The 23,576-nt window shown below is 51.6% G+C and carries 21 protein-coding genes; 11 read left to right on the forward strand and 10 right to left on the reverse strand.

Annotated features, from left to right (window positions below; translation table 11 throughout):
- Positions 1 to 205: hypothetical protein (locus tag U2W12_RS11280; RefSeq protein ID WP_326500787.1), on the forward strand; the 205-nt coding region annotated here is incomplete at its 5' end.
- On the opposite strand, the gene bfr is transcribed toward U2W12_RS11280, so the two are convergent.
- Together bfr and U2W12_RS11290 are read right to left on the reverse strand one after the other, a co-directional pair.
- The gene (gene bfr / locus U2W12_RS11285) at positions 170 to 637 is read right to left on the reverse strand and encodes a bacterioferritin (protein ID WP_326500788.1); all 468 of its coding nucleotides are present in this window, start codon (positions 635 to 637) and stop codon (positions 170 to 172) included. The two genes, U2W12_RS11280 and bfr, sit on opposite strands and share 36 nt — an antisense overlap.
- 167 nt (positions 638 to 804) lie before the next feature.
- Positions 805 to 1,131: a hypothetical protein gene (locus tag U2W12_RS11290; RefSeq protein ID WP_326500789.1), complete on the reverse strand. Its 327-nt coding sequence runs from the start codon at positions 1,129 to 1,131 to the stop codon at positions 805 to 807.
- A 229-nt stretch (positions 1,132 to 1,360) separates the two neighbouring features.
- Here U2W12_RS11290 and U2W12_RS11295 point away from each other — a divergent pair, with 229 nt between their 5' ends.
- Together U2W12_RS11295 and U2W12_RS11300 are read left to right on the forward strand one after the other, a co-directional pair.
- On the forward strand, positions 1,361 to 3,532 hold the full coding sequence (locus U2W12_RS11295) for a TonB-dependent siderophore receptor (RefSeq protein WP_326500790.1): 2,172 nt from the start codon (positions 1,361 to 1,363) through the stop codon (positions 3,530 to 3,532).
- A gap of 32 nt (positions 3,533 to 3,564) precedes the next feature.
- Entirely contained in the window at positions 3,565 to 4,263 is a 699-nt protein-coding gene (locus U2W12_RS11300; protein ID WP_326500791.1) for a PepSY-associated TM helix domain-containing protein, read from the forward strand.
- A 364-nt stretch (positions 4,264 to 4,627) separates the two neighbouring features.
- On the opposite strand, the gene U2W12_RS11305 is transcribed toward U2W12_RS11300, so the two are convergent.
- Positions 4,628 to 5,020, reverse strand: a complete 393-nt coding sequence (locus U2W12_RS11305; RefSeq protein ID WP_326500792.1) for a hypothetical protein — start codon at positions 5,018 to 5,020, stop codon at positions 4,628 to 4,630.
- Between the two features lie 210 nt (positions 5,021 to 5,230).
- Here U2W12_RS11305 and U2W12_RS11310 point away from each other — a divergent pair, with 210 nt between their 5' ends.
- Together U2W12_RS11310 and U2W12_RS11315 are read left to right on the forward strand one after the other, a co-directional pair.
- Entirely contained in the window at positions 5,231 to 5,908 is a 678-nt protein-coding gene (locus tag U2W12_RS11310) for an N-acetylmuramoyl-L-alanine amidase (protein ID WP_326500793.1), read from the forward strand.
- A gap of 69 nt (positions 5,909 to 5,977) precedes the next feature.
- The gene (locus tag U2W12_RS11315; RefSeq protein WP_326500794.1) at positions 5,978 to 7,486 is read left to right on the forward strand and encodes a hypothetical protein; all 1,509 of its coding nucleotides are present in this window, start codon (positions 5,978 to 5,980) and stop codon (positions 7,484 to 7,486) included.
- Here the strand turns inward: U2W12_RS11315 and mutS are convergent.
- Entirely contained in the window at positions 7,481 to 10,066 is a 2,586-nt protein-coding gene (gene mutS, locus U2W12_RS11320) for a DNA mismatch repair protein MutS (protein ID WP_326500795.1), read from the reverse strand. The genes U2W12_RS11315 and mutS overlap by 6 nt on opposite strands.
- 377 nt (positions 10,067 to 10,443) lie before the next feature.
- Positions 10,444 to 13,521 carry a Tn3 family transposase gene (locus tag U2W12_RS11325; RefSeq protein ID WP_326500796.1) on the reverse strand — a complete coding sequence of 1,026 codons (3,078 nt, stop codon included), beginning with the start codon at positions 13,519 to 13,521 and terminating at the stop codon, positions 10,444 to 10,446.
- Positions 13,522 to 13,673: 152 nt separating this feature from the next.
- On the opposite strand from U2W12_RS11325, the gene U2W12_RS11330 reads away from it, so the two are divergent.
- From U2W12_RS11330 to U2W12_RS11340, 3 genes are all read left to right on the forward strand, one after another.
- On the forward strand, positions 13,674 to 14,270 hold the full coding sequence (locus U2W12_RS11330; RefSeq protein ID WP_326500797.1) for a recombinase family protein: 597 nt from the start codon (positions 13,674 to 13,676) through the stop codon (positions 14,268 to 14,270).
- 379 nt (positions 14,271 to 14,649) lie between these two features.
- The gene (locus U2W12_RS11335; RefSeq protein ID WP_326500798.1) at positions 14,650 to 15,408 is read left to right on the forward strand and encodes a hypothetical protein; all 759 of its coding nucleotides are present in this window, start codon (positions 14,650 to 14,652) and stop codon (positions 15,406 to 15,408) included.
- A 12-nt stretch (positions 15,409 to 15,420) separates the two neighbouring features.
- Positions 15,421 to 15,657: a hypothetical protein gene (locus tag U2W12_RS11340; protein WP_326500799.1), complete on the forward strand. Its 237-nt coding sequence runs from the start codon at positions 15,421 to 15,423 to the stop codon at positions 15,655 to 15,657.
- A 69-nt stretch (positions 15,658 to 15,726) separates the two neighbouring features.
- On the opposite strand, the gene U2W12_RS11345 is transcribed toward U2W12_RS11340, so the two are convergent.
- The 5 genes from U2W12_RS11345 to U2W12_RS11365 all read right to left on the reverse strand — a co-directional run bounded on the left by U2W12_RS11345 (position 15,727) and on the right by U2W12_RS11365 (position 20,148).
- Entirely contained in the window at positions 15,727 to 15,972 is a 246-nt protein-coding gene (locus tag U2W12_RS11345) for a hypothetical protein (protein ID WP_326500800.1), read from the reverse strand.
- A gap of 92 nt (positions 15,973 to 16,064) precedes the next feature.
- Positions 16,065 to 17,693, reverse strand: coding sequence for a hypothetical protein (locus U2W12_RS11350; RefSeq protein WP_326500801.1), 1,629 nt, complete (start codon positions 17,691 to 17,693; stop codon positions 16,065 to 16,067).
- A gap of 8 nt (positions 17,694 to 17,701) precedes the next feature.
- The gene (locus tag U2W12_RS11355; RefSeq protein WP_326500802.1) at positions 17,702 to 19,321 is read right to left on the reverse strand and encodes a lysozyme inhibitor LprI family protein; all 1,620 of its coding nucleotides are present in this window, start codon (positions 19,319 to 19,321) and stop codon (positions 17,702 to 17,704) included.
- A gap of 233 nt (positions 19,322 to 19,554) precedes the next feature.
- Entirely contained in the window at positions 19,555 to 19,848 is a 294-nt protein-coding gene (locus U2W12_RS11360) for an addiction module antidote protein (protein ID WP_026603654.1), read from the reverse strand.
- Positions 19,849 to 19,857: 9 nt separating this feature from the next.
- A complete protein-coding gene (locus tag U2W12_RS11365; RefSeq protein ID WP_326500803.1) occupies positions 19,858 to 20,148 on the reverse strand; it encodes a type II toxin-antitoxin system RelE/ParE family toxin in 291 nt (96 codons plus the stop codon).
- A gap of 319 nt (positions 20,149 to 20,467) precedes the next feature.
- On the opposite strand from U2W12_RS11365, the gene U2W12_RS11370 reads away from it, so the two are divergent.
- Genes U2W12_RS11370 through U2W12_RS11380 form a run of 3 tightly spaced genes read left to right on the forward strand, consistent with a single transcriptional unit; the run spans position 20,468 to position 23,334 of the window.
- Positions 20,468 to 21,868, forward strand: a complete 1,401-nt coding sequence (locus tag U2W12_RS11370; RefSeq protein WP_326500804.1) for an SNF2-related protein — start codon at positions 20,468 to 20,470, stop codon at positions 21,866 to 21,868.
- The gene (locus tag U2W12_RS11375) at positions 21,796 to 22,497 is read left to right on the forward strand and encodes a C-terminal helicase domain-containing protein (RefSeq protein ID WP_326500805.1); all 702 of its coding nucleotides are present in this window, start codon (positions 21,796 to 21,798) and stop codon (positions 22,495 to 22,497) included. The genes U2W12_RS11370 and U2W12_RS11375 overlap by 73 nt, the downstream gene beginning before the upstream one ends.
- A gap of 3 nt (positions 22,498 to 22,500) precedes the next feature.
- The gene (locus U2W12_RS11380; protein WP_326500806.1) at positions 22,501 to 23,334 is read left to right on the forward strand and encodes an SWIM zinc finger family protein; all 834 of its coding nucleotides are present in this window, start codon (positions 22,501 to 22,503) and stop codon (positions 23,332 to 23,334) included.
- The last annotated feature ends 242 nt before the right edge of the window (positions 23,335 to 23,576 follow it).

A 23,576-nucleotide genomic window follows, 5' to 3' on the forward strand; every position in this document is an offset into this window, starting at 1 on the left:
GCTCCCTCTCCTGCTGGAGAGGGTTGGGGTGAGGAGGATCAAAAATAAGGAAAAATACTTTATTTTGATCCCCTCATCCCAGCCTTCTCCCGAAGGGAGAAGGAGCGAAGCTTCTCTTAATTTAATGGCATTGGCCCTCGCCCTCGGTGCTGCCGTCGCAGTTGGCTGGTTAAATCTGCGATTGCAAATAGTTTTCCAGCCCTAGCCGGTCGATCAAACCCAATTGTTTTTCCAGCCAGTGCGTGTGATCGTCTTCGGTGTCCGCCAGCATCGCCTGCAGAATTTCGCGCGTTTGGTAATCGTGCTGGTTTTCGCAAATCGCAATTACTTGGCGCAACGCTGCGACCACGCTAAGCTCCAATGCCAAATCGTTTTTCAACATCTCTGGGACGCTGCCGCCGACGCGCAAAGGATCGCGTTTCGATAAATCGGGTGTCCCTTCCAGAAACAAAATGCGTTTAATCAAGGCGTCGGCATGGCCTAATTCGTCCTGCACCTCATGGCTGATACGTTCGTACAGTTTATCGAATCCCCAGTTTTGATACATTCGGGAATGAATGAAATATTGATCTGCGGCGGTTAATTCGCCGGCCAATAATTGATTTAACTGCTCGATGATTTGTTTGTCGCCTTTCATACGCTGTGCTCCTGATCGCCAAAGCAAACGAAGCGTCTTCGTTCGCTTAAAAAAGCGGTTCGCCGGATTGCCGATCCGCTGTTTGGGATTATAAGCGCTACGGTAAAAGCCGGCAATCGCTAGGGCAGAACCTTATCGCTTATGCCATCGAAGCAATATTACATATATTACATACCGGATTGCCGCGCTATGTCAGCGCTCTCTCGCTCTTCAAGCCCTTCCACTTCTGCGATTACGGCGGGCCTGCCGCTCAGAATTCTCTGGGCTCTGCTCGATGCGCTCAGTATCGGCGCGTTGGGCAGCGGATTATTTTTTATGGCTAAAAAACGCTGACCCGGTGGCAAATTTGGACCGGTCCGGCAATACCGGGTTTGTTGAGCGCCGGCGGACTGATCGCCGCGCTGCTTGACGACGGCGTTGGCGATACGTTGTCCTGGCTCGTCAACGCCGCGCCGCTGCTGATTGTCTTCCTCTATGTCGTCAGCGATAAGCATTAAACTGGCAAATTCGCTGAAGACGGTCTTTCCCCGGAAATGTAAGTTATATCTTACGCTTGACAGTGTGATCAAATATATTATAATGAGAATCATTATCGTTTGCGGGTTTCTTCATAGTCGCTCACAACTTAACGCAAACGTCCGACTAACGATCTTAATTTAGCCACCCAGCGTCTCCTGCCAGGCAGCCAGCAATGATAAAAATGCAAACTGATAAGGGGACCTTATGTACGCAACCGATAAAAAACCCGGCATGGCCAGATGGCAAAGGGGTATGCTGTTACCTATGGGCGCCGTCCTAAGCGGCGCCGTGTTCGCGGCCGAACCGGCAACAGTGCCGGCACAAAGCGATGAAGAAGTTGTTTTGGAAAGCGTCGAGGTCAAGGCCGAGCGCAATAAGAAACCCAACGAGACCCATGGCTATCAGGCCATAAGCAACTCCACCGCCGTCAAGACCGACACCGCCCTGATCGATCTGCCGCAGTCGCTGACCGTCATTACCGAGGAATTGATCAAGGATCAAAACATGCAGAGCATAGCCGACACGATACGTTATGCGCCGGGTGTTGGTATCGCCCAGGGCGAAGGCAATCGCGATACGCCGATATTTCGGGGCAACAGTTCGACGTCGGATATGTATGTGGACGGCATTCGCGACGATGTGCAGTATTATCGCGATCTTTACAACGTCGAACGGGTCGATGTCCTTAAAGGTCCCAACGCGATGATTTTCGGCCGCGGCGGCTCGGGCGGCCTGATTAACCGCGCCACCAAGCAGGCCGACTGGAACACGGCCCGAGAAATGAATTTTCAGGTCGGCTCCTTCGATAAATGGCGGCTGACCGGCGACTTCGACCAGGCCATCAACGACAGCTTGGCCGTGCGCCTGACCAGCATGTGGGAGAACTCCCGCAGCTACCGCGACGGGTTCGATGCCGGACGCTGGGGCGTCAACCCGACCGTAGCCTGGAAACCCAACGATCAGACCAAAGTAACGCTCGGTTATGAGCACTACCAGGATGACCGCGTCGCAGATCGCGGGATTTCCTCATATCAGGGGCGCCCGGTCAAAACCGATGTCTCCACGTTTTTCGGCGACCCGAATCGCAGTCCGACCGGGACAACGGTCGATTCCTTCAATGCCTTGCTGGAGCACGATTTCGGCGGCGGAGTCTCGGTTCGCAACCGCACCCGTTACGCCATCTACGACAAGTTCTATCAGAACATATTCCCCGGCGCGGTCAATGCCGCCGGCACTCAAGTCGCCATTTCGGCCTACAACAACGCGACTCAGCGCGAGAATTTCTTCAATCAAACCGATCTGACGTTTGCACTGGATACCGGCCCCTTTAAACACAAGTTCCTGACCGGTGCCGAGTTCGGCCATCAGGAAACCGATAATTTTCGGAATACCGGCTATTTTACCGACGTGGGCGCTAACGCTACGTCGGTCAATGTTGCGCTGGCGAATCCAAGATATAACGGCCCCGTCACTTTCCGCCAAAGCGCCACCGACGCCAACAATCACGGCGTGGCGACCATCGCGGCCGGTTACGTGCAAGACCAAATCGAGTTGAGCCGGCATTGGCAGGCCATTCTCGGGTTGCGTTATGACCGTTTCGAAGTCGATTTCCGCAATAATCGAAACGGCCAAAACTTTGCCACCCAAGACAATCTGGTGTCGCCGCGCGGAGGACTGGTTTTCAAACCGTTTGACGACAACTTCTCCTTATATGCCAATTACAGCATCGCCTATGTACCGAGGGCTGGCGAACAGCTGGCATCGCTGTCATTGACTAACAAGGCGCTAAAACCGGAAGAATTTAGAAATTACGAACTGGGCGCTAAATGGGATATTACGCCCGTGTTGTCAACAACTCTGGCCTTTTATCAGTTAGACCGTCTCAATGCGCTTGCCACCGATCCCAACAATTCGGCGGTGTCGTTTTTGGTCGACGGCCAGCGTACGCGGGGAATAGAACTGGGGGTGAGCGGCAACATTACCGACGCCTGGAGTGTCATTGGAGGCTATGCCTATCAGAATGGCGAAATCACCAAAAGCCTATCGGCCAATGCCCAGGCCGGCGCCACCCTGGCTCAGGTACCGGAACACACCTTCTCGCTGTGGAACCGTTATGACATTACACCGCATTGGGGCGTCGGCCTGGGCTCGATATATCGCAGTAAGATGTTTGCGGCCACCGATAATAAAGTCACTCTGCCGGGCTATCTGCGCTTCGATGCGGCCGTCTACTACAAGGTTAATAAAAATATCCAAGTGCAAGTGAATGTCGAAAATCTCTTCGACAAGGAATATTACGCCTCGGCGAACAGCAACAACAATATCACCCCGGGTTCGCCGATCGCCGCCAACGCGGTATTCAGCATGAAGTTCTAGCATCCTTAAATCAATTCCAGACACGGAGCCACATGCACATATCCACTCATGCTGCCGTCGAACCCCGCCGGAAATCCGGCGGCGGCTACCTATTCTTGCCGAAACGCTGGGCGCGCGGTAAAGTGCTGAAATGGCTGCGACGCACCCACGGCTGGATCGGGCTGTGGGGCGCGTCGTTGGGTCTGCTATTCGGCGGATCCGGCATCTTGTTGAATCATCATGAAGTGATGAAAATTCCGGCCGCCAAGGTCGAAAAGACCGAAGTGCAATTGGCGCTGCCGGAGCCGCTTCCTGCCGATCCGCAAGCGCTGGCAGCCTGGCTCGGGCACGCAGTCAAGCTGAACCCCCGCCATGCCAAAATTCTCCGCGAGTCGGCCAAAACGGTGACCTGGAACGGTGTCAGCGTCGAGCAGCCTCCGCGCTGGCAGGTCACGTTGCGCACGCCCCGGCAATCGGTGCAGGCGGAATACTGGCCTGGAAACCGTTTCGTCACCGTCAAACGCGGCGCCGGCAATGTATTTTCGCTGTTGACGAATTTACACAAAGGCGTCGGCATGAATGTCGGCTGGGTGCTGCTCGCCGATACGTTGGCCAGCGGCCTGATCGTGTTGAGCTTGACCGGCATCCTGCTGTGGACGCGTCTGCACGGCACGCGGCTTGCCGCCGCGGGACTGGGGCTCGGATCGCTCGGTCTGGCTATCACGTTGGCTTGGCAGGCGCTTGGCGGCTGAACGTGCGACACATCAGACCGCTAGCGTTTTATTAAGGTGTCGTCGACCATGGGATGATCTCCCAAAAGGTCGGCATTTGTTCTCGGCGCACATTATCATTCTTGTTTTTGAAGACAGTTTATGCGTCCGGTGACGGAATGCGAGTTGGAGTGAATATCGAAGGTCCAAATGACGGCGGTGCCTTGACACGACCGTCGATAAAACGGCATCCGTACTACGGGTTATTTCGGCAAAATCGGCCATTAAAATCCCGTTAAAAATTAAAACAGTCCTGGTCGTTTCGCTCAGTCAATCCTCTGGAAACGACGTCTATTCTGCGAGTTCTCCGTAATTTAATCGCCCCGTCCCCGAAAACAACGTCATTTCACCTGCTGCTGCAAAAGTCTCCGGTAAGTCGTCGCATATCGTCCAAAATACTCTTGGCCTGCCCAATCGTTGCTCTAATCGCCAGTACGTATCGATTCGGATGATTTTTACTTTTATACAAGAGCCAAGCATTCTCGAAAGCGCCGAAGCCATTGTCGCTCGGATTCTCTCCCAGCCCGTCGCGGCTATCATAGGCCTTTTCCCAAGCGTCAAGATTTGCGATGAAATTGCTGTCGCTGGCATTTTTGGGATCGATTCTGCTGTCCTGATCGTTCAGTTCGATACAGAATTCGATCATCTGTTTCGCCTCTTCGGCGTTAAAACCGCAATTATCGATTTGATGGGTCAACATGTCGCGTTGTCTTTCTAATACGGGATTGATTTGGGTCATTGATGGGCGCCTATTCGTATTGTATTTTTATTTTTTTCCTGATCGAAAACTTGGCAGCTTTGCGTTCGATCCTGTCGGCATTGGAAGGTCCTTGTATCGACATACAGCCAGAGCTTATCATTCGTCGCCCAGTTGCTGCAAACAACCGCTATCGCCGAACTTGCGAATACCCCTTATACTAACGAAAATAACCGGATAGACTCTCTGCCAATGCCGATCAATCACCTGATCTTACTGCTGTATTTGCTGACCTTTCCGGCAACCGCCGCCGAGGTTGCGCTCGATATCGGTCATTCCCGGAACAATCCTGGCGTGGTCAGCGCCGGCGGCATACCCGAGTGGGAATTGAACCGCCAACTCGCGCTGGCAGTGGCCGCCCGCCTGCAACGGATCGGCATCAGTTACCGCTTGATCGGCGCGGATGGCGATATGGAGGTATTAACCGACCGTACTGCCTTGGCGAAAAAAGATACGCTTTTTATTTCGCTGCATCACGATTCGGTCCAGCCGGAATGGCTGGCGCATGTAGATCGCTATAGCGGGTATTCGCTGTTCGTCTCACGTCAAAATCGGAAACTTCACGGCAGCCTTGCCTGCGCCAAGCAGATCGGCGACCGGCTGCTTGCGACCAGCTTCCATCCCTCCCGTTATCATGCGACAGCGGTAAAGGGCGAAAATCGGCCGTTTGCGGATCAAAGCCGCGGCATCCATTACTATGACGGGCTGGCGGTGTTGCGCACTGCACATCAACCCGCCGTCCTCATTGAAGCCGGCGTGGCCGTCAATCCGCAGGACGAAATCAGCGTAACCGGCACAGAGGGGCGTGGCCGAGTGTCTGAGGCAATCGCTCAGGCTATCGCGGGATGTTTAAAAACACTGCGAAAGTAAGTCGTTCTCTTCGAAACGGAGGGGGAAATAGCAGCTCCTCCATTGTGATCATAAGGCAAGAGGCAGTAAATGAGGGCAACATTCTTCTATCAAACCCGATCGCAAATAGCAGTTGTCTTGCTGCCGGTTATGTTCGGCTTTGGCTGCACACAACCCGCCATGCGCGTCGAACCGCTCGCCCCCGAAGAAAATGCTTGCCTAATCTGGTATCAGAAACTGGATAAACGGCTGTCTGACTACGAACTGATCGATCCATCCACCGCGAAAATCACCGGCGTTCCCTTCCTGCGAGCCAACCGCTTTCTCGCTACTTTCCGCACGCAGAGCTTGACCGATACAGCCTATGCGGAATGGCTGGAACGCATGCGACAGCTGGATGCCTCGTTGCGTATCAACGAAACGGCCAATCTGCCGCCAGCCGCTGTAAACGATGTGCTTGGCGAAGCGCCCTTGCCGGGCTCTCTCGATCGGGTGTTGCAGCAATGCGGCAGCCGTCTCGTCAAAGCGACTTTGCGTCAACCAGAGTTCGCGCCGCTGTTCCGGCAGCAAATCCAAATCCCAGACGCCTATCGAAGCTGGCAACGCATCGCCGGCGCGTATTGGCTCACGCAATTTCCGGCCAAACTCGCGCTGAAAATTCTGCATAAAAAACTTGCCGAAAGCTTTACACAACAACTTGACGATTTGCCTGTGCAAGGCCGCCTGATCCGCTATGCGCCTGCGGAAACCCGCCAATTAACCGCCAACGAAATTACCGCGATGCTGCGCGCGGCTTATCAAAATCCATTGGGCATTCCCGTACTTTCCGGCGAAGAACTGGGACGCTTGTTCAACCACTACGCGCCCATCTGGGAAATCGATACTCGCAACGATACAGACAAAATTGGCGAGGCGGTTTTGAATGATTACGGCGAGCCGCGCATCGACACACGGCGTCCGGTCGTCTATCAAAATTACGCTTATACCCGCCGGCAAGGCCGTATCCTGTTGCAGTTGATCTATCAAATCTGGCTGCCGGCACGACAAAAAAGCGGGCTGACCGATTTGTACGGCGGCAAATTGGACAGCGTGATCTGGCGGATCACATTGAGCCCCGAAGGCGCTCCGATCGCATATGACAGCATCCATGCCTGCGGTTGTTATTATCTGCTGTTCCCCGGCCGACACTATCGGAGCATTTCGCCAACAGACGGCGCGGAAGCGGTGCTAAGCCCGAAACATATCGACGATATAAAGCCAGGACAGCGTCTGTTGCTACGGTTCGAAAGCCGCACGCATTATCTACTGCAAACAGCGATCAGCGCGCAACCCGGCAAGACGCCGTCGATCCGTTATCAAACTCGGGCTTACGACGCCCTGCTGTCGCTGCCGCTGCCGGACGGAACGAGGCGCAGCCTTTTCGGTCCGGACGGGATTATCGCGTCCAGCGCGCGCTCCGAATGCTTTTTACTCTGGCCGTTCGGCGTGCCGAGCCCCGGCGCGATGCGGCAATGGGGTGTACATGCAATCGCTTTAACCGGCAAGCGTTATTTCGACGACCCTTATTTGTTCGAGCATCTTCTCGCCGAAGATTTATAACAAGCCTTTGAGCCGATACAAAATTTCCAATGCCTGTTTCGGACTCAGGTCGTCAGGATCGATGTCTTCGAGCATGCCGACCACCGGATGGCATTCCGGTGCGGAAAACAGATCCAGCTGATTAACGCCCGATTCGGCCTGCTGCTCGATGTAGGCGTTGTTCTCCAAATGCTCCAGCTTGGCTTTGGCTTTCTCGATCACAGCGCGCGGCACCCCGGCCAATGCGGCGACCTGCAAACCGTAGCTCTGATTGGCCGGGCCGTCCTTCACCGCATGCAGGAACACAATGCGGTCGCCGTGCTCCATCGCATCGAGATGCACGTTGTGGATCGTTTTCCGCTCTTCGGCCAACGTGGTCAGTTCGAAATAATGCGTCGCGAACAGCGTGAAAGCTCTGGTTGCCTTCGCCAGATGGTCCGCGCAGGCCCAGGCCAGCGACAGGCCATCGAAGGTGCTGGTGCCGCGGCCGATTTCGTCCATCAGGATCAGGCTTTGGGCGCTCGCATTGTGCAGAATGTTCGCGGTTTCGGACATTTCGACCATGAACGTAGAACGGCCAGAGGCGAGGTCGTCCGACGCGCCGATCCGGGTGAAGATCTTGTCGATCGGCCCCAGCGTCGCCGACTTCGCCGGCACGAAACAACCAACATGCGCAATCAACACGATCAACGCCGCCTGCCGCATATAAGTCGATTTACCGCCCATGTTCGGGCCGGTAATCAGCAGCATCCGCCGTTCACCGGTCAGATTCAGGTCGTTCGGCACGAAAGGAATGTCGGAGACCTGTTCGACCACCGGATGCCGGCCGCCTTCGATCAGAATGCCGGGCTCCGCCTGCAAAATAGGCCGCGACAGATTCAGCGCTTCGGCGCGCTCGGCAAAGTTGACCAGCACATCGAGCTCGGCCAGCGATGCCGCACACTGCTGCAGTTCGGCCAGGGAACTCGCGATCACATCCAGCAACTCGTCGTACAATGCTTTCTCGAAGGACAGCGATTTTTCGCGCGCGCTCAGCACCTTGTCTTCGAACGCTTTCAGTTCCTCGGTAATGTAACGCTCAGCGCCTTTCAGTGTCTGTTTGCGGGTATAACGCACCGGCACCTTGTCCGCATTCGCGTTCGAAATTTCGATGTAATAACCATGCACGCGGTTGTAATTGACTTTCAGATTCGTGATGCCGGTCGCCTGCCGCTCGCGCTGCTCCATGTCGATCAAGAATTGGTCGGCGTTCTGGCTCAAATTGCGGAGTTCATCGAGTTGTTCATCATAACCCTCCGCAATCACGCCGCCGTCGCGAATCAGCATCGGTGGATTATCGACGATCGCCCGGGCCAACAACTCCAGCATCGCCGGATGCTCGCCGATGCCCACCCGCAACTGGCTCAGATACGGGTTATCGATCGCGGATAATTGCGCCTGGATGACCGGCAAGGCCGCCAGTGTCGAGCGCAGCACTAGCAAATCGCGGGGACGCGCCGATTTCAATGCAATCCGCGTACTGATCCGCTCGATGTCGCCGACTTGGCGCAGCGTATCCTGCAGCGACCGATGCAAGTCATCCTGCAGTAAGGTTTCGATGCAGGCATAGCGACCGAGCAGCAAATCATGATCTCTGAGCGGCCGATTCAACCACCGTCTTAGGCAGCGTCCTCCCATTGCGGTCTGCGTCTTGTCCAACACACCCAGCAAGGTATATTGCAATTGGCCGGTCGGATGCGTGTCGATCTCCAGATTGCGGCGGCTCGAGGCATCGAGCTGGATGCAGTCGCTGCTCGCTTCGGTGCGAATGCCCTGAATATGCGGCAGCATATTTTGCTGGGTGTCACGGACATATTGCAGCAAGCCGCCGGCTGCCGCGATCGCCGGGATCAAATCTTCGCAGCCGAAGCCCTTCAAGTCGTGCGCGTTGAACTGCTTCAACACCAACAGGCGCGCGCTTTCGGCCTCGAAATGCCAGGGTGGACGCCGGCACAGGCCGCTGCGCTGTTTCAAATTTTCCGGCAACGGCCAGCTTTCGCTGTACAGCAGTTCGGCCGGATTCAGGCGGCCGACTTCGCTAAGCAACTGGTCTTCCGATTCGACTTCCTGCAACACGAAACGGCCGCTGGTCAAATCGAGGCTCGCGATCCCGTAACGCTGCTGCAATTGACAGAGGGCGACCAAGAGATTGTCTTTGCGGTCTTCAAGCAGCGCCTCGTCGGTGACCGTGCCGGGCGTGATGACTCGCGCGACCTTACGCTCGACCGGCCCTTTCGAGGTAGCCGGATCGCCGATCTGTTCGCAAATCGCAACCGACTCGCCGATCCGGATTAATTTGGCGATATACCCTTCCGCCGCATGATATGGAATGCCCGCCATCGGTATCGGCAAACCTTGCGACTGTCCGCGGCTGGTCAGCGTAATGTCGAGCAGCCGCGCGGCTTTTTTCGCATCGTCGTAGAACAGTTCGTAAAAATCCCCCATTCGGTAAAACAATAGGGTTTCGGGATAATCCGACTTGATTCGCAGATACTGCTGCATCATCGGAGTATGTTCTTTTTGCTGGCCTTCTCTATTACCCTGATTTAAGTTGTCTTTCATTCTCATCTTATTGATAGTAGATGTTTTTTAACATCTTTATTCGTCTCGCTTAACATCATCTGCACTTATCAAAACTTACCTATACTTTACATTTTAGTGTAGCTTTTTATTTAATTTCAAAAAAGCTATACTGAAATTTCAGGGCAACTAAAAAAGCTATACTAATATGCACTTCGACTCCCGCACAGCCAAAGCTTTGCAACCTGGACAGCATATCACCTTTACCGATTATCCCGGTCTTCGCCTCTCGGTTTCAGCTAAGTTGCGGACCTGGATTTATCGATATAGAAGCTCTGTTGATGGACGCATTCGGCAAGTCGCTATAGGGCTATTTTTGCCCATCCCCTCGAAAAGGTAAAAATTAGCAATGACTGATGTTAAAGGTCGCTATTTCCTTCCACAGACTTACGCCAGAAATCTGGATCGTTATATCGTGCAGCCAACGCCTCGATATCAACCTTGGCGTTTTCTTCCGTAAATTCAAACTTACCGATCAGATTTACATTTTGCCAGGCGACCGGCGACGTACCCTTAATGATCTCGATAGCATCCTGGTCGCTGGCAACCAGTTTTTGCTCATACACCCGCGACAAAATCAGCGTGTTGTAGTGGATGATGGCGTTGGCAATAAGCCGGGAACAATCGTTCCAGATTTGCTGCTCCGCTTCGGTTTTTACCCGGAATTTACCGCCGTTGACATAGGAAATCGCTCGACGCATACGGTGATACGCCTCACCACGATTAAGCGCCTTTTGAATGCGCTGCCTGAGTATCGGGTCATCGATGAAATCAAGGATATGAAGCGACCGATAAATATTATCCAATTCCCATAGCGCCTTCTTGGTCTGGTTCTGTCGCTTATAACTGGCGAGCTTACGCACGATGGTTGCTTGAGTCACGTCTTTTTGAGCAAGCGAAGCCAGAATGCGCTGGATATTCGGCCACTCCTTGCAGATTAAGGTATCAAAAACCTTACGCGAGGGCTTAATCAGGATATCGCCATAACGGCACGGGTGCTGGAATCCAATCAGGCTATCGATCTTTTTATGCAGGTCACGATAACGCGGCGAAAATTGGTAGCCGAAGACGCGCAAGATAAAGAAATTCACTTGATTGGTGCCATGCGTGTCCGTCGAATGCCTTTCTGGTTTGATCTCCGTGGTATTGTTGTACAGGATGTCGAACACGAAATGTGATTCGTGTTCGTGCGCACCGATAATCTTGGCATTAATCGGGACATGATTCATGGCCAAGGTAATGGAGTTTACGCCTTTCTTTAGCGCGAAAAACTTGCTGGAGTGTCGGGCATTGATCGTGTCGATCTGCGTGACCATATGCTGGCCATCACTGCTAGAATGCTTCTGATGGTGGATGTCGTACGCTTGGAAAACAGGTAACGCCGCAGTAGCGTTGGAAATGGCGTCATTCGCCGCATGCAGTGTTTCCGCTCGCAGGAAATTGCGCGCCGTCGTCAGCAACGCGGAATGACTAAGCCCCGAGACTTCCGCCATTTTCCATAAGCCCATATTGGTACCCATGGCAACAATACACGCCAGAATGAGTTTGGGATCGGCATCTTGTTTGACGTAGCGTTCCAAAACGTGGGCAAATGATTTCAAGAATCCTGTTCTTTCAGCGACAAACCAAAGCAGGTCGGCCACGCCGATACTTGGCAATTGACTATAGAAAGGACTGTTGGTTGGCTCTTCCTCGGTGGGATAAACCAACGTCCAGCGAAGCTTATCCCCGGTACCGGTGATTTTGATATGTTTATTGTCGCCGCTTTCAATGCGCTGGTTCACGGACTTATACTTGACTTCCAGTTCCTGCTTCAGCGCGGCTAACGTATCCTGGATTGGCGTCAACAGAATCGGTGCGCCGATTTCTTGCAATATCGCGTCTTTACCCTTATTCCAGCGAGCGGCGTTGATCAGGTCGTCATCAAAACTGCGAAATTCGTTGCTATCCCGAACAAATACGTCACAGGCTTCAAGCGCCTTCCGTAGCTCGCGGTACACCAAGAACTCATAGCGATCAACCTCTAGGGCTTTCTTTTTTTGTTCTTCCGCCCTGGTATACAAATACCGCTGTAAATTCTTTGCGATGATTCCGGTCGGGAAGTTGGCCGGGTTCATCTGTCGAGGTGTCTTGCCCTGGCGCAGCAGCTCCTGTAGAAACAAAATGGCTTCCAGCAGCGGTTCATCCGACACCAGGCAAACGAAATCGAGGTTGCAGAACAAATGCCGTAAATTGAGCTTGAATTTGTGCCGCAACGTGCCGTAATACGACCATTCAAAAGCGGTTTTATCGAATTCGATGTTGCGCATAAAATCCGATACGACTGGGAAGCTCTCGATGTTGAGCAGATCGAAAGCTTTTTGTTTGATGGCCGCAAACGGTGTTTCGTCAGGGATTGAAGCGTCGATGAACAGTTCCAGAACTTGGCCTGCCGCCTGTAGATTCGCGCCGGCCTCGTTGATGGCTTGCTGCATGGCCTCATCGGCGGCAAGTTTGGCTTGTTTCTCGTATTGGCCAATGAGACAAATCATGGCTTCGATCAAATTATCGTTGATTTGCCGAAAGCGATGAAAGGCGAAGCACAGCAAATACAGGCGTGTTGTGGGTTCCGCCATGCGCCGAAGTTTATAGACGGAGTAGAACGGAACCAATGACGCGTAGTATTTTATACTCTCATTGGACAGGCCGGCAGTACCCAGAAAGCTTTGCCCGAATTCATACAGCGGCTGGAAAAATTTGCGGCGGTCAACCTCCTGGCGTAACTCGCGGTAACTGAAATCCTTAGGCTCGTGCTTGAGTAGACTGATGCGGTACATGCCTTCCTCCGATTCAAGCAAGGCTTCGAGTTGCTTATCGACATCCGGTGTCATGGCTTTTTCCAGTAAGCCCGTAATCCGCCGACGTTCGCCGGTCACAACCCGGCTCACCATGTCCTGTAGATAGGTGTAGCCTGGAGCTACTAGGCGTTGGTTTGTCAGGTATTGTAAAGTTTCGCGTAGGATGTAGATCGGCTGTGTCGACAGCATGGCGACCCGCTGCGCTTTCTGTTCCAGTGCCGCCTTGGCCGCGCCGTCACATAGGCGATAGTCGAATAACTGGAGGATGATCTGCTGCTGTTCGAGCCGGGTCGGCTTGGAAAGGGTTTTGATCTTATCTAATGCCTGGTCGGGGAAATACCGCTGGAGAATATAGTCCAGGTCGTCGAGCACGGCCTCCCGCCCGTAAACAAAAAACTGTTGCTTGGCCTTGAAATACCCGATTTGAAGGATTAAATGGACTGCCGACGAGCAGGTATGAGCGGCATCGACAGCTTCCTGTTCAACCGCGCTTAAATCGAAGAAGAGACTGCGGTCGTCATCGCTGAAACGAGGCAGCCCGTAAAGATCATCGATTTCACTTTTCGTCAGGATAGACAGGCGGCGCGAATTGACGCTCATTCGGCCCCGCTTTTCGGCGAGTGCAGAAAGTACACTTTTTGCACTCTATGTTCACCGATCCTTTTCAATTTCAATTCCTTCAATTTTGAGTGCAAAAACCTTTGCTAAAATCATAATGCATTTAACCACACTATGTGTTAACTTTTTGCACCATGCAAACCAATACTACTACGCCATTTCATCGAATCGGTTATGCCCGAGTCAGCAGTACCGGCCAAAATCTGGATTCTCAGATTGATGCGTTGCAAAAAGCCGGGTGCGGCAAAATATTTTCCGACAAGATGACCGGCTCGCACATGGATCGGCCTGGCTGGGATCAGCTTTTAAAATATGCTCGCCCTGGCGATACCTTGGTCGTCAGCGAATTAAGCCGCATGACGCGCTCTTTGATGGATTTACTGACCACGGCCAAGGTGTTGGAACAGCGGCAAATTAATTTAGTGTCATTGCGCGAAAATATCGATACCACCACGGCGACTGGTCGTTGTTTCTTGTCGATGATGGGTGCTATTCACCAAATGGAGCGTGAGCTTCGCGCTGAGCGGGCGGCGGCTGGCCGCTCATCCGCTAAAGCGCGGGGCAAAACGGGTGGAAGACCTAAAACTGACCCTGCAAAATTGGAGAATGCCAGAATCCTATACGAAAACTCGGACAAAACCGCCGCCGAGGTTTGTGAGATTACCGGCGTAGGGAGGCGAAAATTCTTCTCCTATGTGGCAGAAAAACGGAATGGCACTGGTAAAACGTAAAATTGCATTTGAATTGAGGCGCAGTCGAACGAAAAACCGAGTTAGCACCTAAAATAAGGTGCTAATGAATTTATATGCCTCGTCTGGCTGGCAACACCCGACCCTTATCGGACAGCTGATACCAAACTCAAATTTTCCCGAAAGCGGACCCTGAAAGTTTATAAAGAAAGACTTCTTGCTTGATTACCTGAATCTATTTTCCAGACTAGCGGATCTATTAAGAATCAGCTATTCAAATGAATACAGCCATCTAATATTTAAACGGCTTACCGGTTTCCGGGCGTATAATGCCTTCTCCAAGGAATCCAACACGAAATCAGTATGGGCAGAAGCCTAGGTCATCTTCATTTACAATATTTATTAAGAGCATCATAGATTTTTGTCCATCAAAAATATGCATTTCCTATCACGCATCATATCTGCCTTCCTTATCATAGTATTGGCTATTCAGCCACTGTCTATGACGCTATCTACCCATGGGCAGCTGATACGAATAGCTATCAATGATGCTGAAGCGAAAGGCCTTGCCTATGTTGAGTTTAAGATCATCGCTAAAGCAATGGAGACATTGCTTGCAATCGTTCTGGCAGAGTCAGCCATCGGTTCATTGCAACAGTTGCCACCTGGTAAGGCTTCAGATGCCGTAGCCAAAATAAAGAACTATCTTGCTACCAAAAAAGGTGCTAGAGCCGCCTTATTAAGAGCGGCATCCGCTTATGCATATAAAGAACCTAAAAAAATCCCTGCAATTATAGGTGTACTCACGGCATTCGATATTTCTGCCCAAGAAGCAGGAATTGCGCAGAGCGATGATTCAAACTCAGAATCACAGATTAGTTCTGCCACAAAAGGCGAGCAAGATTATCCATCAGATAAACCCTGTCCGCCATGTGAGACTGTTACAGGTAGATTTGTAATTATCGGAACTATTGGTTATCGCCCACTGGATATTATATCTGACAATGAAATGCAACATGGTGTATTTGGCTCTCATCATAATATTTTTATTGCAAAACAAGCACCCAGAGGTACACCACAGCCATGTCGTTGTTTCTGGGCAAAGCAAAAATATGTATTAAAGCCTTGGGAATTAACTGGAGATATGGTTCCCGTAGAAGAGTTTGTATACAAACCATAGGAATATTTATACATGCGGTATCTAACTGGTGAACATGTAGAAGTTGGTGATAGTGTTCTGATTGAAAAGGGAAAAACAGAGGGAATAGTATTTGCGATAGTTGATACCCCTGAAAAAATGAACCAGTGGGGGGCAGACGAAACTGGATTACTTATTGAATCAAAACCTTTTGGTCTTGTCTTTTGGCCGCATAGTGAGATTGAAGATCCTGTTATATTTTGTAATCGTGCGCAATCAACCTCTAATTAACGAGATGAGACTCACTGCTGTCCACAATAAGCAATAAAATTGGTCTAGGCGAATTTTTTATTAGTTTTATCAAATCCAACCTAAAACCGTACGATCCATATCATCTAACAATTTATATGTCGGCTCACTGATGGAAAAGAACTCCTTTCCGATGGAATGATCGCGGACGAAAGCAGCTATCGGATAAAGTACGGGCTGAAGCCTGATATTCCAACCCACTACCTTTGTCATTGTTGGCAAATGTTTCTCGGCGTTCTCAGTAACATAGTTATAGCCTTCGAATTGCGCTAAGCCGTTCTTGCCGACAAATGGCAAGATAAGTGCTTCGCGAGAAGTTCGTTTGCAACCTGTGAATAGCAAATCAATGACTTAGAGAGCTCAAGAAATGCCAATGAACTTGTTGCTATTCACTTAATAATAGCGAGAAACGCTAAACCAAGCGTCCATCCGCAAAAGCGCTTGGACAACCAGTTACATTGTTCCGCGACAAGCGTTAACAGACTAACAACGTTAAAAATGGCAAAAAAGGAACTCAGCGTTAAGCTGATAGGCGGAATGATGATTCGTTTAACGGCGTCCTGCCCTATTTTTGCCCTACTGCCATGTTCGTCATAACTGTCTGGCAATCCTACTTTATCGGCCTTTATCGCCCGTGCCTCCTTCGCGATCTGGGGCTTTACGATTAGCTGTTCAAAAGCTTTCCTATCCCACAGCATAGAGATTTTTCCCTTATGGTCTGAGATGTCTATATGCCGTTCCATGGCATTACGAATTTTCTCCTGCACCTTAGGCAGGCTTTCGAACTGAGGAAATTTAAGGTCCTGCCAGAGCGCCCCGCCAAGCAGTTGCTCTATTTCTGGATCAATGTCCGCTCGAACATGGTCTTTCATTCCATTCAAACTTGCTCGTACGAATGTTTCCCTGTCGGCAGCAGTCCATGTCTTTGGTAGAGTGATTCCAGATTGGTCAGCCGCTTTTCGGATAAAGTTGGCCGTCGTTGCGGAACTCACGCTGAAAGGTTGGAGCGGGTCCATCCCAGTCTCCTCGACAATGCGCTTTGCCACAAGTTTCTTGATCCTGTCAGGTATAAATTCTTTGTCCACCGGGCATTGCATATTTGAGCACCAATAAGATTCGTCTACATCGGTGCCGAACAGCTCTACCATCTTTTGATGGTAAGAACTTTGCGCCTGGGTATGGCTTTCATGATAAAAGTAATAGCCAATGAATCGGTTCATTTTTTCAAGAGAGTCGGTACTGGTGGCAGCCTTAAGTTGATCATTGCCCGCTTGCCATGCCTTCCCGGCCTCAGCCACTAATTGCGACAAATGCCGGTCAGCTCCCTCGCGCGTCATGTCTTGCGCCGTCGCCAATCGCCTGAATTGAGCATATTTGTCGTAAGTATCTTTCACCTCCGATCGAACCTGGATATAGCCGCGCCATGGTGTATTATCTTCGTCCTTAAGAGTCTGCCTGATTAGATCGCCTTCGATAAAGTGGTCGAGTTGATCTTCAATGAAGTGATAGGTTGAACTGCTGAAAAATAGAAGCGCACCGGTTTCGGCCAAGAAGGTTTTTGCTTCGGGCGAGTTGTAACTGTCAAAATTAAATCCTTCGACATGCGTATAACGTATGGCTGCGGGAAGAAAGTTGAGTAAAAGAGCGACGCGTCGTTGTTCACCGGTCGATTGTTTAACAACCGACGAAATAAACGCTTTTTGTCCAAAAAACGATAAAACCCCAAGCAAACAAACAATAATCAATGACCCAGTGAGCTTCGGTACTGTCAAGCCATTCTTCTGTAACCACCCCAGCCCTAGGCGGAAAAAGGCCAGAGCAATCGCTAAGGATGATATCGTACGCCCATAAAATTCCAGACCATGAATTTCCTCCAAAGAAGAACCGGCCGATGCGACATCGACGAGTTGCGCATTAAACGCTAATTCAAATGGCACATAAAATAGCTTAAACAGCATGAAGCTGACGATAAACCAGAAGGCCATTTTGGGTACCGCAACATTATTATTTATGTCCATATTTTTTGCTATTTCGCATCTACAGGGATTGGCTCAAATTCTGGTGGCTTTAGCGTTGGTTTTTGAATATCTGGTGTCAGTTGAGGCGTCTCTAGGATCGGCGTGGAAGCCTTTTTGTCTCGATCATTAGACGCCTGGGTATTTGGCAGAGAAGCCAGACGGCCACCTTGAGTCATGTATAAGCCGTTCTTTGCAAGATCGGCCTGTCGCGCACAATCTTGGCGGTCGGCATTTGTAGGTAAATTGGAGGGGCACCTTGATTCATCCGCGTTAGGTTGATTGGCTAGGCCAGCTTCGGAAGTAGAGAGTGCAGCCATAATGACACCTCCGGTCGCTTCACCACCCATGGGTTCTTGCGAAGGATCGACAACCTTTCCTAATGCGCCGACAAACCGGTTAAAAGCCGATTTCTCAGATCCGACTCGGTCGATTCCTGAGTTTTCAATTTGACCATAATTGAAATTTTGGTATTCTGCTGTCCAAAGGAAAAGAGCTATGGGCTCGATTTCTACGGTTGCCGTTCTCAAGTGCATTTCTGATTGCAGTAGTCCCTGATGAAATGTTTTGGGTTCGGTCACCTCCATTTCGCCAATGATCCGGAAGACAAATTTTCCACCTAATAGCTTATGAGGACCAAGCCAGTCTAATAAGTCCTTTGCCCGAGATCGGGGCACATGAAGATTTCCCCAAGGTGGTGGCTGTTTTATTTGAAGTTTGATGTAAGCTACCGGTTGGCCCCGTTCAGAACCTGTACAGTCAGGGGTAACAATTAAAGACCACGCAGGATTCGCTTGTTCTGAACCTGTGAATGGCCAATATGCGCCAGCTGAGAAGTTCTTTTCACCCCCGTTCCAATTATCTGAGAAGACCAAACAAGATTGACGAAGAAATGACCGGGTAAGGGAATCTTGTTTTTCAGCATCCCAAAATGAGAACTCGATAGGAAACTCCTCCTTTTCGGCATCGTATTTTCCGAGATGAACCGGTATTTTGTTATAAACGAGGCGGGTTCCCTTCATACCTTGCATTTTACGCAAGGTCGAGTCGCGAAGGTCTGCTAAAGCAATTTCATTGAATTTTGCCTTTTGGAGAGCCTGCCCGTCATAATAATTGGCCCACCAATCGATGAATTTAATATCCTCACGGGATGGATGGGCAGTTTCCGTAAGCAGATACATAAGATTGATGAACGCAGGTTGAATGCTCTGCCGAGAACCTCCGCTAACGCTTGGCGAGTTGTTATTATCTTGGTCCTTTGCTAGAGGCTGTGGCATAGAGCCTTCCTCTCTTTCGGAGGAGCTTGCTGACCCGGTTGAAGCTGTCTCAGCTAGCATTCCCTTTAAATACTGGATTCTTTCCTTATATGACACCCTCAAACAGTCGGCACCTGGGCATGAATTACGCTGTTTAAGCCATGCCATTTGCGAAGATACGACATCAGGATTGTTGGGTCTTACTTTTTCATAAAGCGCGTCCATTTCCGAGTCAGCGTTTGAAATATCGTAGATAGCGCATATTAAAAACTCGGCACTGGTTGTCGCTTTATTGCAGTCAAAGCTAGCTGCAAATAAATTAAGCGGAAGCCAAGAACCAACGATCAGAAATAATTGTAAAGACATCTTTTTCATTATTATTTTTCCTTATTGATGCCGTAGAAAATAGGAAAAAATTGTACACCAAATTCTCGTGTTAGGCTTAAATTGACATTGTACTTGAAGGTCTGTTTATCTCTAAATGAATGTCAGCTCTAAGAATTTACGAATGGCTGTCTATGGCCGGGTGCTGTCCGGCAGTTTGCTTAACAAAGCCCGTAAGCGAATTATATTATCCGCTAACGTAAGTTTTCGTACCGTTGGATTTATCAAGCCGGATCGGCATGCAGATGAATGCCGAGTGCCTTGGTTACCTTGAGGATCGTATCGAAACTAGGGATATGCTCGCCGTCCAAGGATCGATACAGGCTTTCGCGGGAAAGTCCGGTCTCTTTTGCAATCTGCGACATGCCACGCGCACGGGCAATATCGCCAAGCGCTTTGGCTATGAAGGCCGCATCGCCGTCGGCTTCCTCAATGCAAGCGTCCAGATAGGCCGCCATTTCTTCTGTGGTTCTCAAGTGCTCCGCCACATCGTAGCGGCTGATAATAGTTTTTGTCATTGCGTTGTCCTACAGGTTACGGGCAAGTTCTTGAGCGGTTTTAATATCGGCATTCTGTGTGCTTTTATCACCACCGGCCAACAAAATGACAATTTCGTTGCCGCGTCGCGTGAAATACACCCGATAACCGGGGCCATAGTCGATGCGCATTTCAGATACACCTTCGCCAACCGACTTAACGTCACCCGGATTGCCGGCAGCCAGACGTTCGACCCTAGCCAAAACTCGTGCGCGAGCACGAATGTCGCGAAGGTCGTCCAGCCATCGGACATAAACATCGGTTTTCTTTATATCGACCATGCTTTCAGTGTAGCCTATAGGCTACGTTTGTCAATAGACTGACGGGCGCTTGCGTATTCGGGGAACGTAAGGGGTTGTGTTGAAATGGGTAATAGCGTGGCGGATTATTTGCCAGACAACATGACGTGAATTACAGCTATGTGCATGCCAACTTATTAGATATTGCTAATTTTTACCTTTTCGAGGGGATGGGCAAAAATAGTCAATATCGCGCCGCGACCCTTCGCTGCAACTGCCGCTGGCCGACTATTGGCCACTTTCCGGCAACGCGCGGCAACACTGGGAAAAGAATTTTGGGACCGATTTTGAACAGCGTTTATTGATCGATCTGGGACAGGCCGCACGTGTTTATCCCGCGTTATGGAAGGGCATGGAAACGGCAGAGCCGTCCGGGATCGATTTGTCGCTGGAAGAAGCTTTCGCTTTTTTAAATGAAACCGCCTGGGTATTGGAAGACGCCGGCTTCCAGGTCAGCGTGCCGGCTTGGTGGACGCCAGAGGGCCGGCGGCGCGCCAAATTGCGCATGCGTCCGGCGGCAACCGCGAAAAAAGCCGCACGCTCCGCAACGCAAAGCCTTTTGAGTCTCGATCAATTGCTCGAATACCGTTACGAACTGACGCTAGGTGGTGAAAAGGTCGGCACGGAGGAATGGATGCAACTGGTCGAGACGAAAACGCCGCTCGTGCAATTCCGCGGCCAGTGGGTCGTACTGGACCGTGAACGCATGAAAGACATGCTGGAATTTTGGCGGCGCCAGGGCGAGGCGGAAGAAAACCTGGACATGCGCGACTGGCTCAAGCGCACCGCGGATGAGGCGGAACTCTTCGAAGTCGACCCGGAAAGCGCCTTGGCGGAGATGCTGGAAAGGTTGCGTCATCAACAGCACTTACAGCCGATCGAGGACATTCCCGGCCTGAACGCCGAGCTGCGCGAATATCAAAAACGTGGCGTCGCCTGGCTGGTGTTTCTGGAACAACTCGGCCTTTCCGGTTGTTTGGCCGACGACATGGGCCTTGGGAAAACCCTGCAGGTCATCGCCCGGTTAGTGATGGCGCGTGACGAAGCCGGTCACGGCCCTTCTTTGCTGATTGCGCCGACTTCGGTGCTCGGCAATTGGCGCAAGGAGATCGAGCGCTTCGCGCCGCAATTGACAACGCGGCTGCATCACGGCAGCGAGCGCTGCAAGGATGAAAGGGAATTCGCCGCGGCGGCGGAGGCCGTGGATGTCGTGATCGTGTCCTATCCACTGGCGCTGCGCGATGCCAAATTGTTTCAAGCCTTGAAATGGCGGCGCATCGTATTGGACGAAGCACAAAACATCAAAAACCCCGAGGCCAAGCAAACCAAGGCGATTTTCAAGCTGGACGCGGACTATCGCTGGGCGCTGACCGGCACGCCGGTAGAAAACCGCCTGCTGGATTTATGGTCGATCTTCAATTTCCTGAATCCGGGCTACCTCGGCAAGCAAAGCGCTTTCCGTAAAGCCTTTGAGGCCCCGATTCAGCGCGACAACGATCCCATGAAGTCTGCGATGTTGAAGCGCCTGGTGGAGCCGTTCATTTTGCGCCGAGTCAAGACCGACCCGGCGATCATCCGGACAAAGTCGAGAACAAGCAATACTGCAATCTCAGCAAGGAACAAGCCTCGTTGTACGAAGCCGTGGTGCGCGATGTCGAACAGCAGCTGGAAGCCAGCGAGGGCATTCAGCGGCAGGGCCTGATGTTGTCGACTCTGATGAAACTCAAGCAAATCTGCAACCATCCGGCGCAGTTTCTTCAGGATGACAGCGCGTTCACCGCCGAACGCTCGCATAAACTGGAACGGCTCGGCGATCTACTCGCCGACGCCCTGGCCGAAGGCGAAAGCGTGCTGATTTTCACGCAGTTCACCGAAATCGGCGCACGCCTCGAACGCTATTGCCGCAGTCAACTCGATTGCCAGATTTATTATCTGCACGGCGGCACGGCACGGAATACGCGCGAGAAAATGATCGCCGAATTTCAAAATCCGGAAACGCCGCCGGCGGTGTTTATTCTGTCGCTGAAAGCGGGCGGTGTCGGCATCACGCTGACACGCGCCAATCATGTGTTCCATTTCGACCGCTGGTGGAATCCCGCGGTCGAAGACCAGGCCACCGACCGTGCCTTCCGCATCGGCCAGACGAAAAATGTCTTCGTGCACAAATTCACCACCCTGGGCACGCTGGAGGAGCGCATCGATCAAATGATCGACGCCAAAAAGAAAATCGCCGGTGCCATTGTCGGCAACGACGAGTCCTGGCTGACGCAACTCAATAACGCCGCTTTCAAGCAGCTCATTCGCCTCAATCAAGCAGCGGTATTGGAGTGACCCATGAGAACGTTACGCACCAGGTGGGGACAACGCTTTATCGAAGCGCTGGAATCCTTCACCGATTCGGCAAGGCTGGCACGGGGGCGCGGCTACGCCAATAACGACCGCATCCGAAACTGGAAGCGGCAAGGCAGCTTGGTCAGCGCGACGATCCGGGGCAACATCAATCCTTATTACGGTGTCTACAAGGAACCTCTCTACAAAACGAGTATCGTCTTCCAGTCGATCGACGCCGAACAGTGGCAGCAACTGATTCAAATGCTCGGCAGCCGCGCCGCGTTCATTTCCCGCCTGTTGCTGAACGAAGTGCCGGATAATATCGAAGACGTGTTTCGGACACTGAAACTCAACTTGCTTCCTTACAGCCACAAAGACCTGAAAACCGACTGCTCCTGCCCGGATTACGCCAACCCGTGCAAGCACATCGCCGGCCTGTATTATTTCCTCGCGGCGCAACTGGACCGCGACCCGTTCTTATTGTTCGAATTGCGCGGACTGGAACGCGACGAATTGCAAAAAGAATTGGAAAAAACGCCGCTGGGCCAGGCGTTGGCGGCGGCCATCGGGGAACAGAACGCTGGCTTTGACAGCGTGGACAGCTACTTCACGCGCGCAAAAACACACCCGCTTGCACCCCGCATGACACCCGGCGACTTCTGGCATGGTTGCAAACGTCTACCAGAGAACTTACCGTCGGCCGTACCGGCGTCCATTCCGGCGCTGTTAATCAAAAAAGGCGGTGACTTTCCGGCCTTTTGGTCAAACGACCATTCTTTCATCGATGCGATGGAAGCCATTTATCAAGCCATCCGCAAACGCGAAAAAGACTGGTGATATTCTCGTCCTATGGGAAAGAAAATTCTGGATTTTAGGTTAGGAAGATGGGAATATTTTCTTTTGTTTTGATAGCCAGCTTCAGCTCCGATTTAATGTCCTTCTAGGAGCCTGTCGGACTTGAGGCCGAGCATAGACCGGAATTTTGTTGGACGCATTGGCGTTTTCAACATAACCCCATGTCTGTCAGGCGCCTTGCGCCGTCCTATTAACCCACTCAAGCATTAGGATCGGGGCATTCC

This window comes from Methylomicrobium sp. Wu6 (assembly GCF_035916875.1).
Classification (GTDB): domain Bacteria; phylum Pseudomonadota; class Gammaproteobacteria; order Methylococcales; family Methylomonadaceae; genus Methylomicrobium.

What these genes read in the sequence shown, in the direction of transcription:
- bfr (WP_326500788.1), bottom strand. Translation starts at nt 637, where the DNA reads ATGAAAGGCGACAAACAAATCATCGAGCAGTTAAATCAATTATTGGCC.
- U2W12_RS11290 (WP_326500789.1), bottom strand. Translation starts at nt 1,131, where the DNA reads ATGCTTATCGCTGACGACATAGAGGAAGACAATCAGCAGCGGCGCGGC.
- U2W12_RS11295 (WP_326500790.1), top strand. Translation starts at nt 1,361, where the DNA reads ATGTACGCAACCGATAAAAAACCCGGCATGGCCAGATGGCAAAGGGGT.
- U2W12_RS11300 (WP_326500791.1), top strand. Translation starts at nt 3,565, where the DNA reads ATGCACATATCCACTCATGCTGCCGTCGAACCCCGCCGGAAATCCGGC.
- U2W12_RS11305 (WP_326500792.1), bottom strand. Translation starts at nt 5,020, where the DNA reads ATGACCCAAATCAATCCCGTATTAGAAAGACAACGCGACATGTTGACC.
- U2W12_RS11310 (WP_326500793.1), top strand. Translation starts at nt 5,231, where the DNA reads ATGCCGATCAATCACCTGATCTTACTGCTGTATTTGCTGACCTTTCCG.
- U2W12_RS11315 (WP_326500794.1), top strand. Translation starts at nt 5,978, where the DNA reads ATGAGGGCAACATTCTTCTATCAAACCCGATCGCAAATAGCAGTTGTC.
- mutS (WP_326500795.1), bottom strand. Translation starts at nt 10,066, where the DNA reads ATGAAAGACAACTTAAATCAGGGTAATAGAGAAGGCCAGCAAAAAGAA.
- U2W12_RS11325 (WP_326500796.1), bottom strand. Translation starts at nt 13,521, where the DNA reads ATGAGCGTCAATTCGCGCCGCCTGTCTATCCTGACGAAAAGTGAAATC.
- U2W12_RS11330 (WP_326500797.1), top strand. Translation starts at nt 13,674, where the DNA reads ATGCAAACCAATACTACTACGCCATTTCATCGAATCGGTTATGCCCGA.
- U2W12_RS11340 (WP_326500799.1), top strand. Translation starts at nt 15,421, where the DNA reads ATGCGGTATCTAACTGGTGAACATGTAGAAGTTGGTGATAGTGTTCTG.
- U2W12_RS11350 (WP_326500801.1), bottom strand. Translation starts at nt 17,693, where the DNA reads ATGGACATAAATAATAATGTTGCGGTACCCAAAATGGCCTTCTGGTTT.
- U2W12_RS11355 (WP_326500802.1), bottom strand. Translation starts at nt 19,321, where the DNA reads ATGAAAAAGATGTCTTTACAATTATTTCTGATCGTTGGTTCTTGGCTT.
- U2W12_RS11360 (WP_026603654.1), bottom strand. Translation starts at nt 19,848, where the DNA reads ATGACAAAAACTATTATCAGCCGCTACGATGTGGCGGAGCACTTGAGA.
- U2W12_RS11365 (WP_326500803.1), bottom strand. Translation starts at nt 20,148, where the DNA reads ATGGTCGATATAAAGAAAACCGATGTTTATGTCCGATGGCTGGACGAC.
- U2W12_RS11380 (WP_326500806.1), top strand. Translation starts at nt 22,501, where the DNA reads ATGAGAACGTTACGCACCAGGTGGGGACAACGCTTTATCGAAGCGCTG.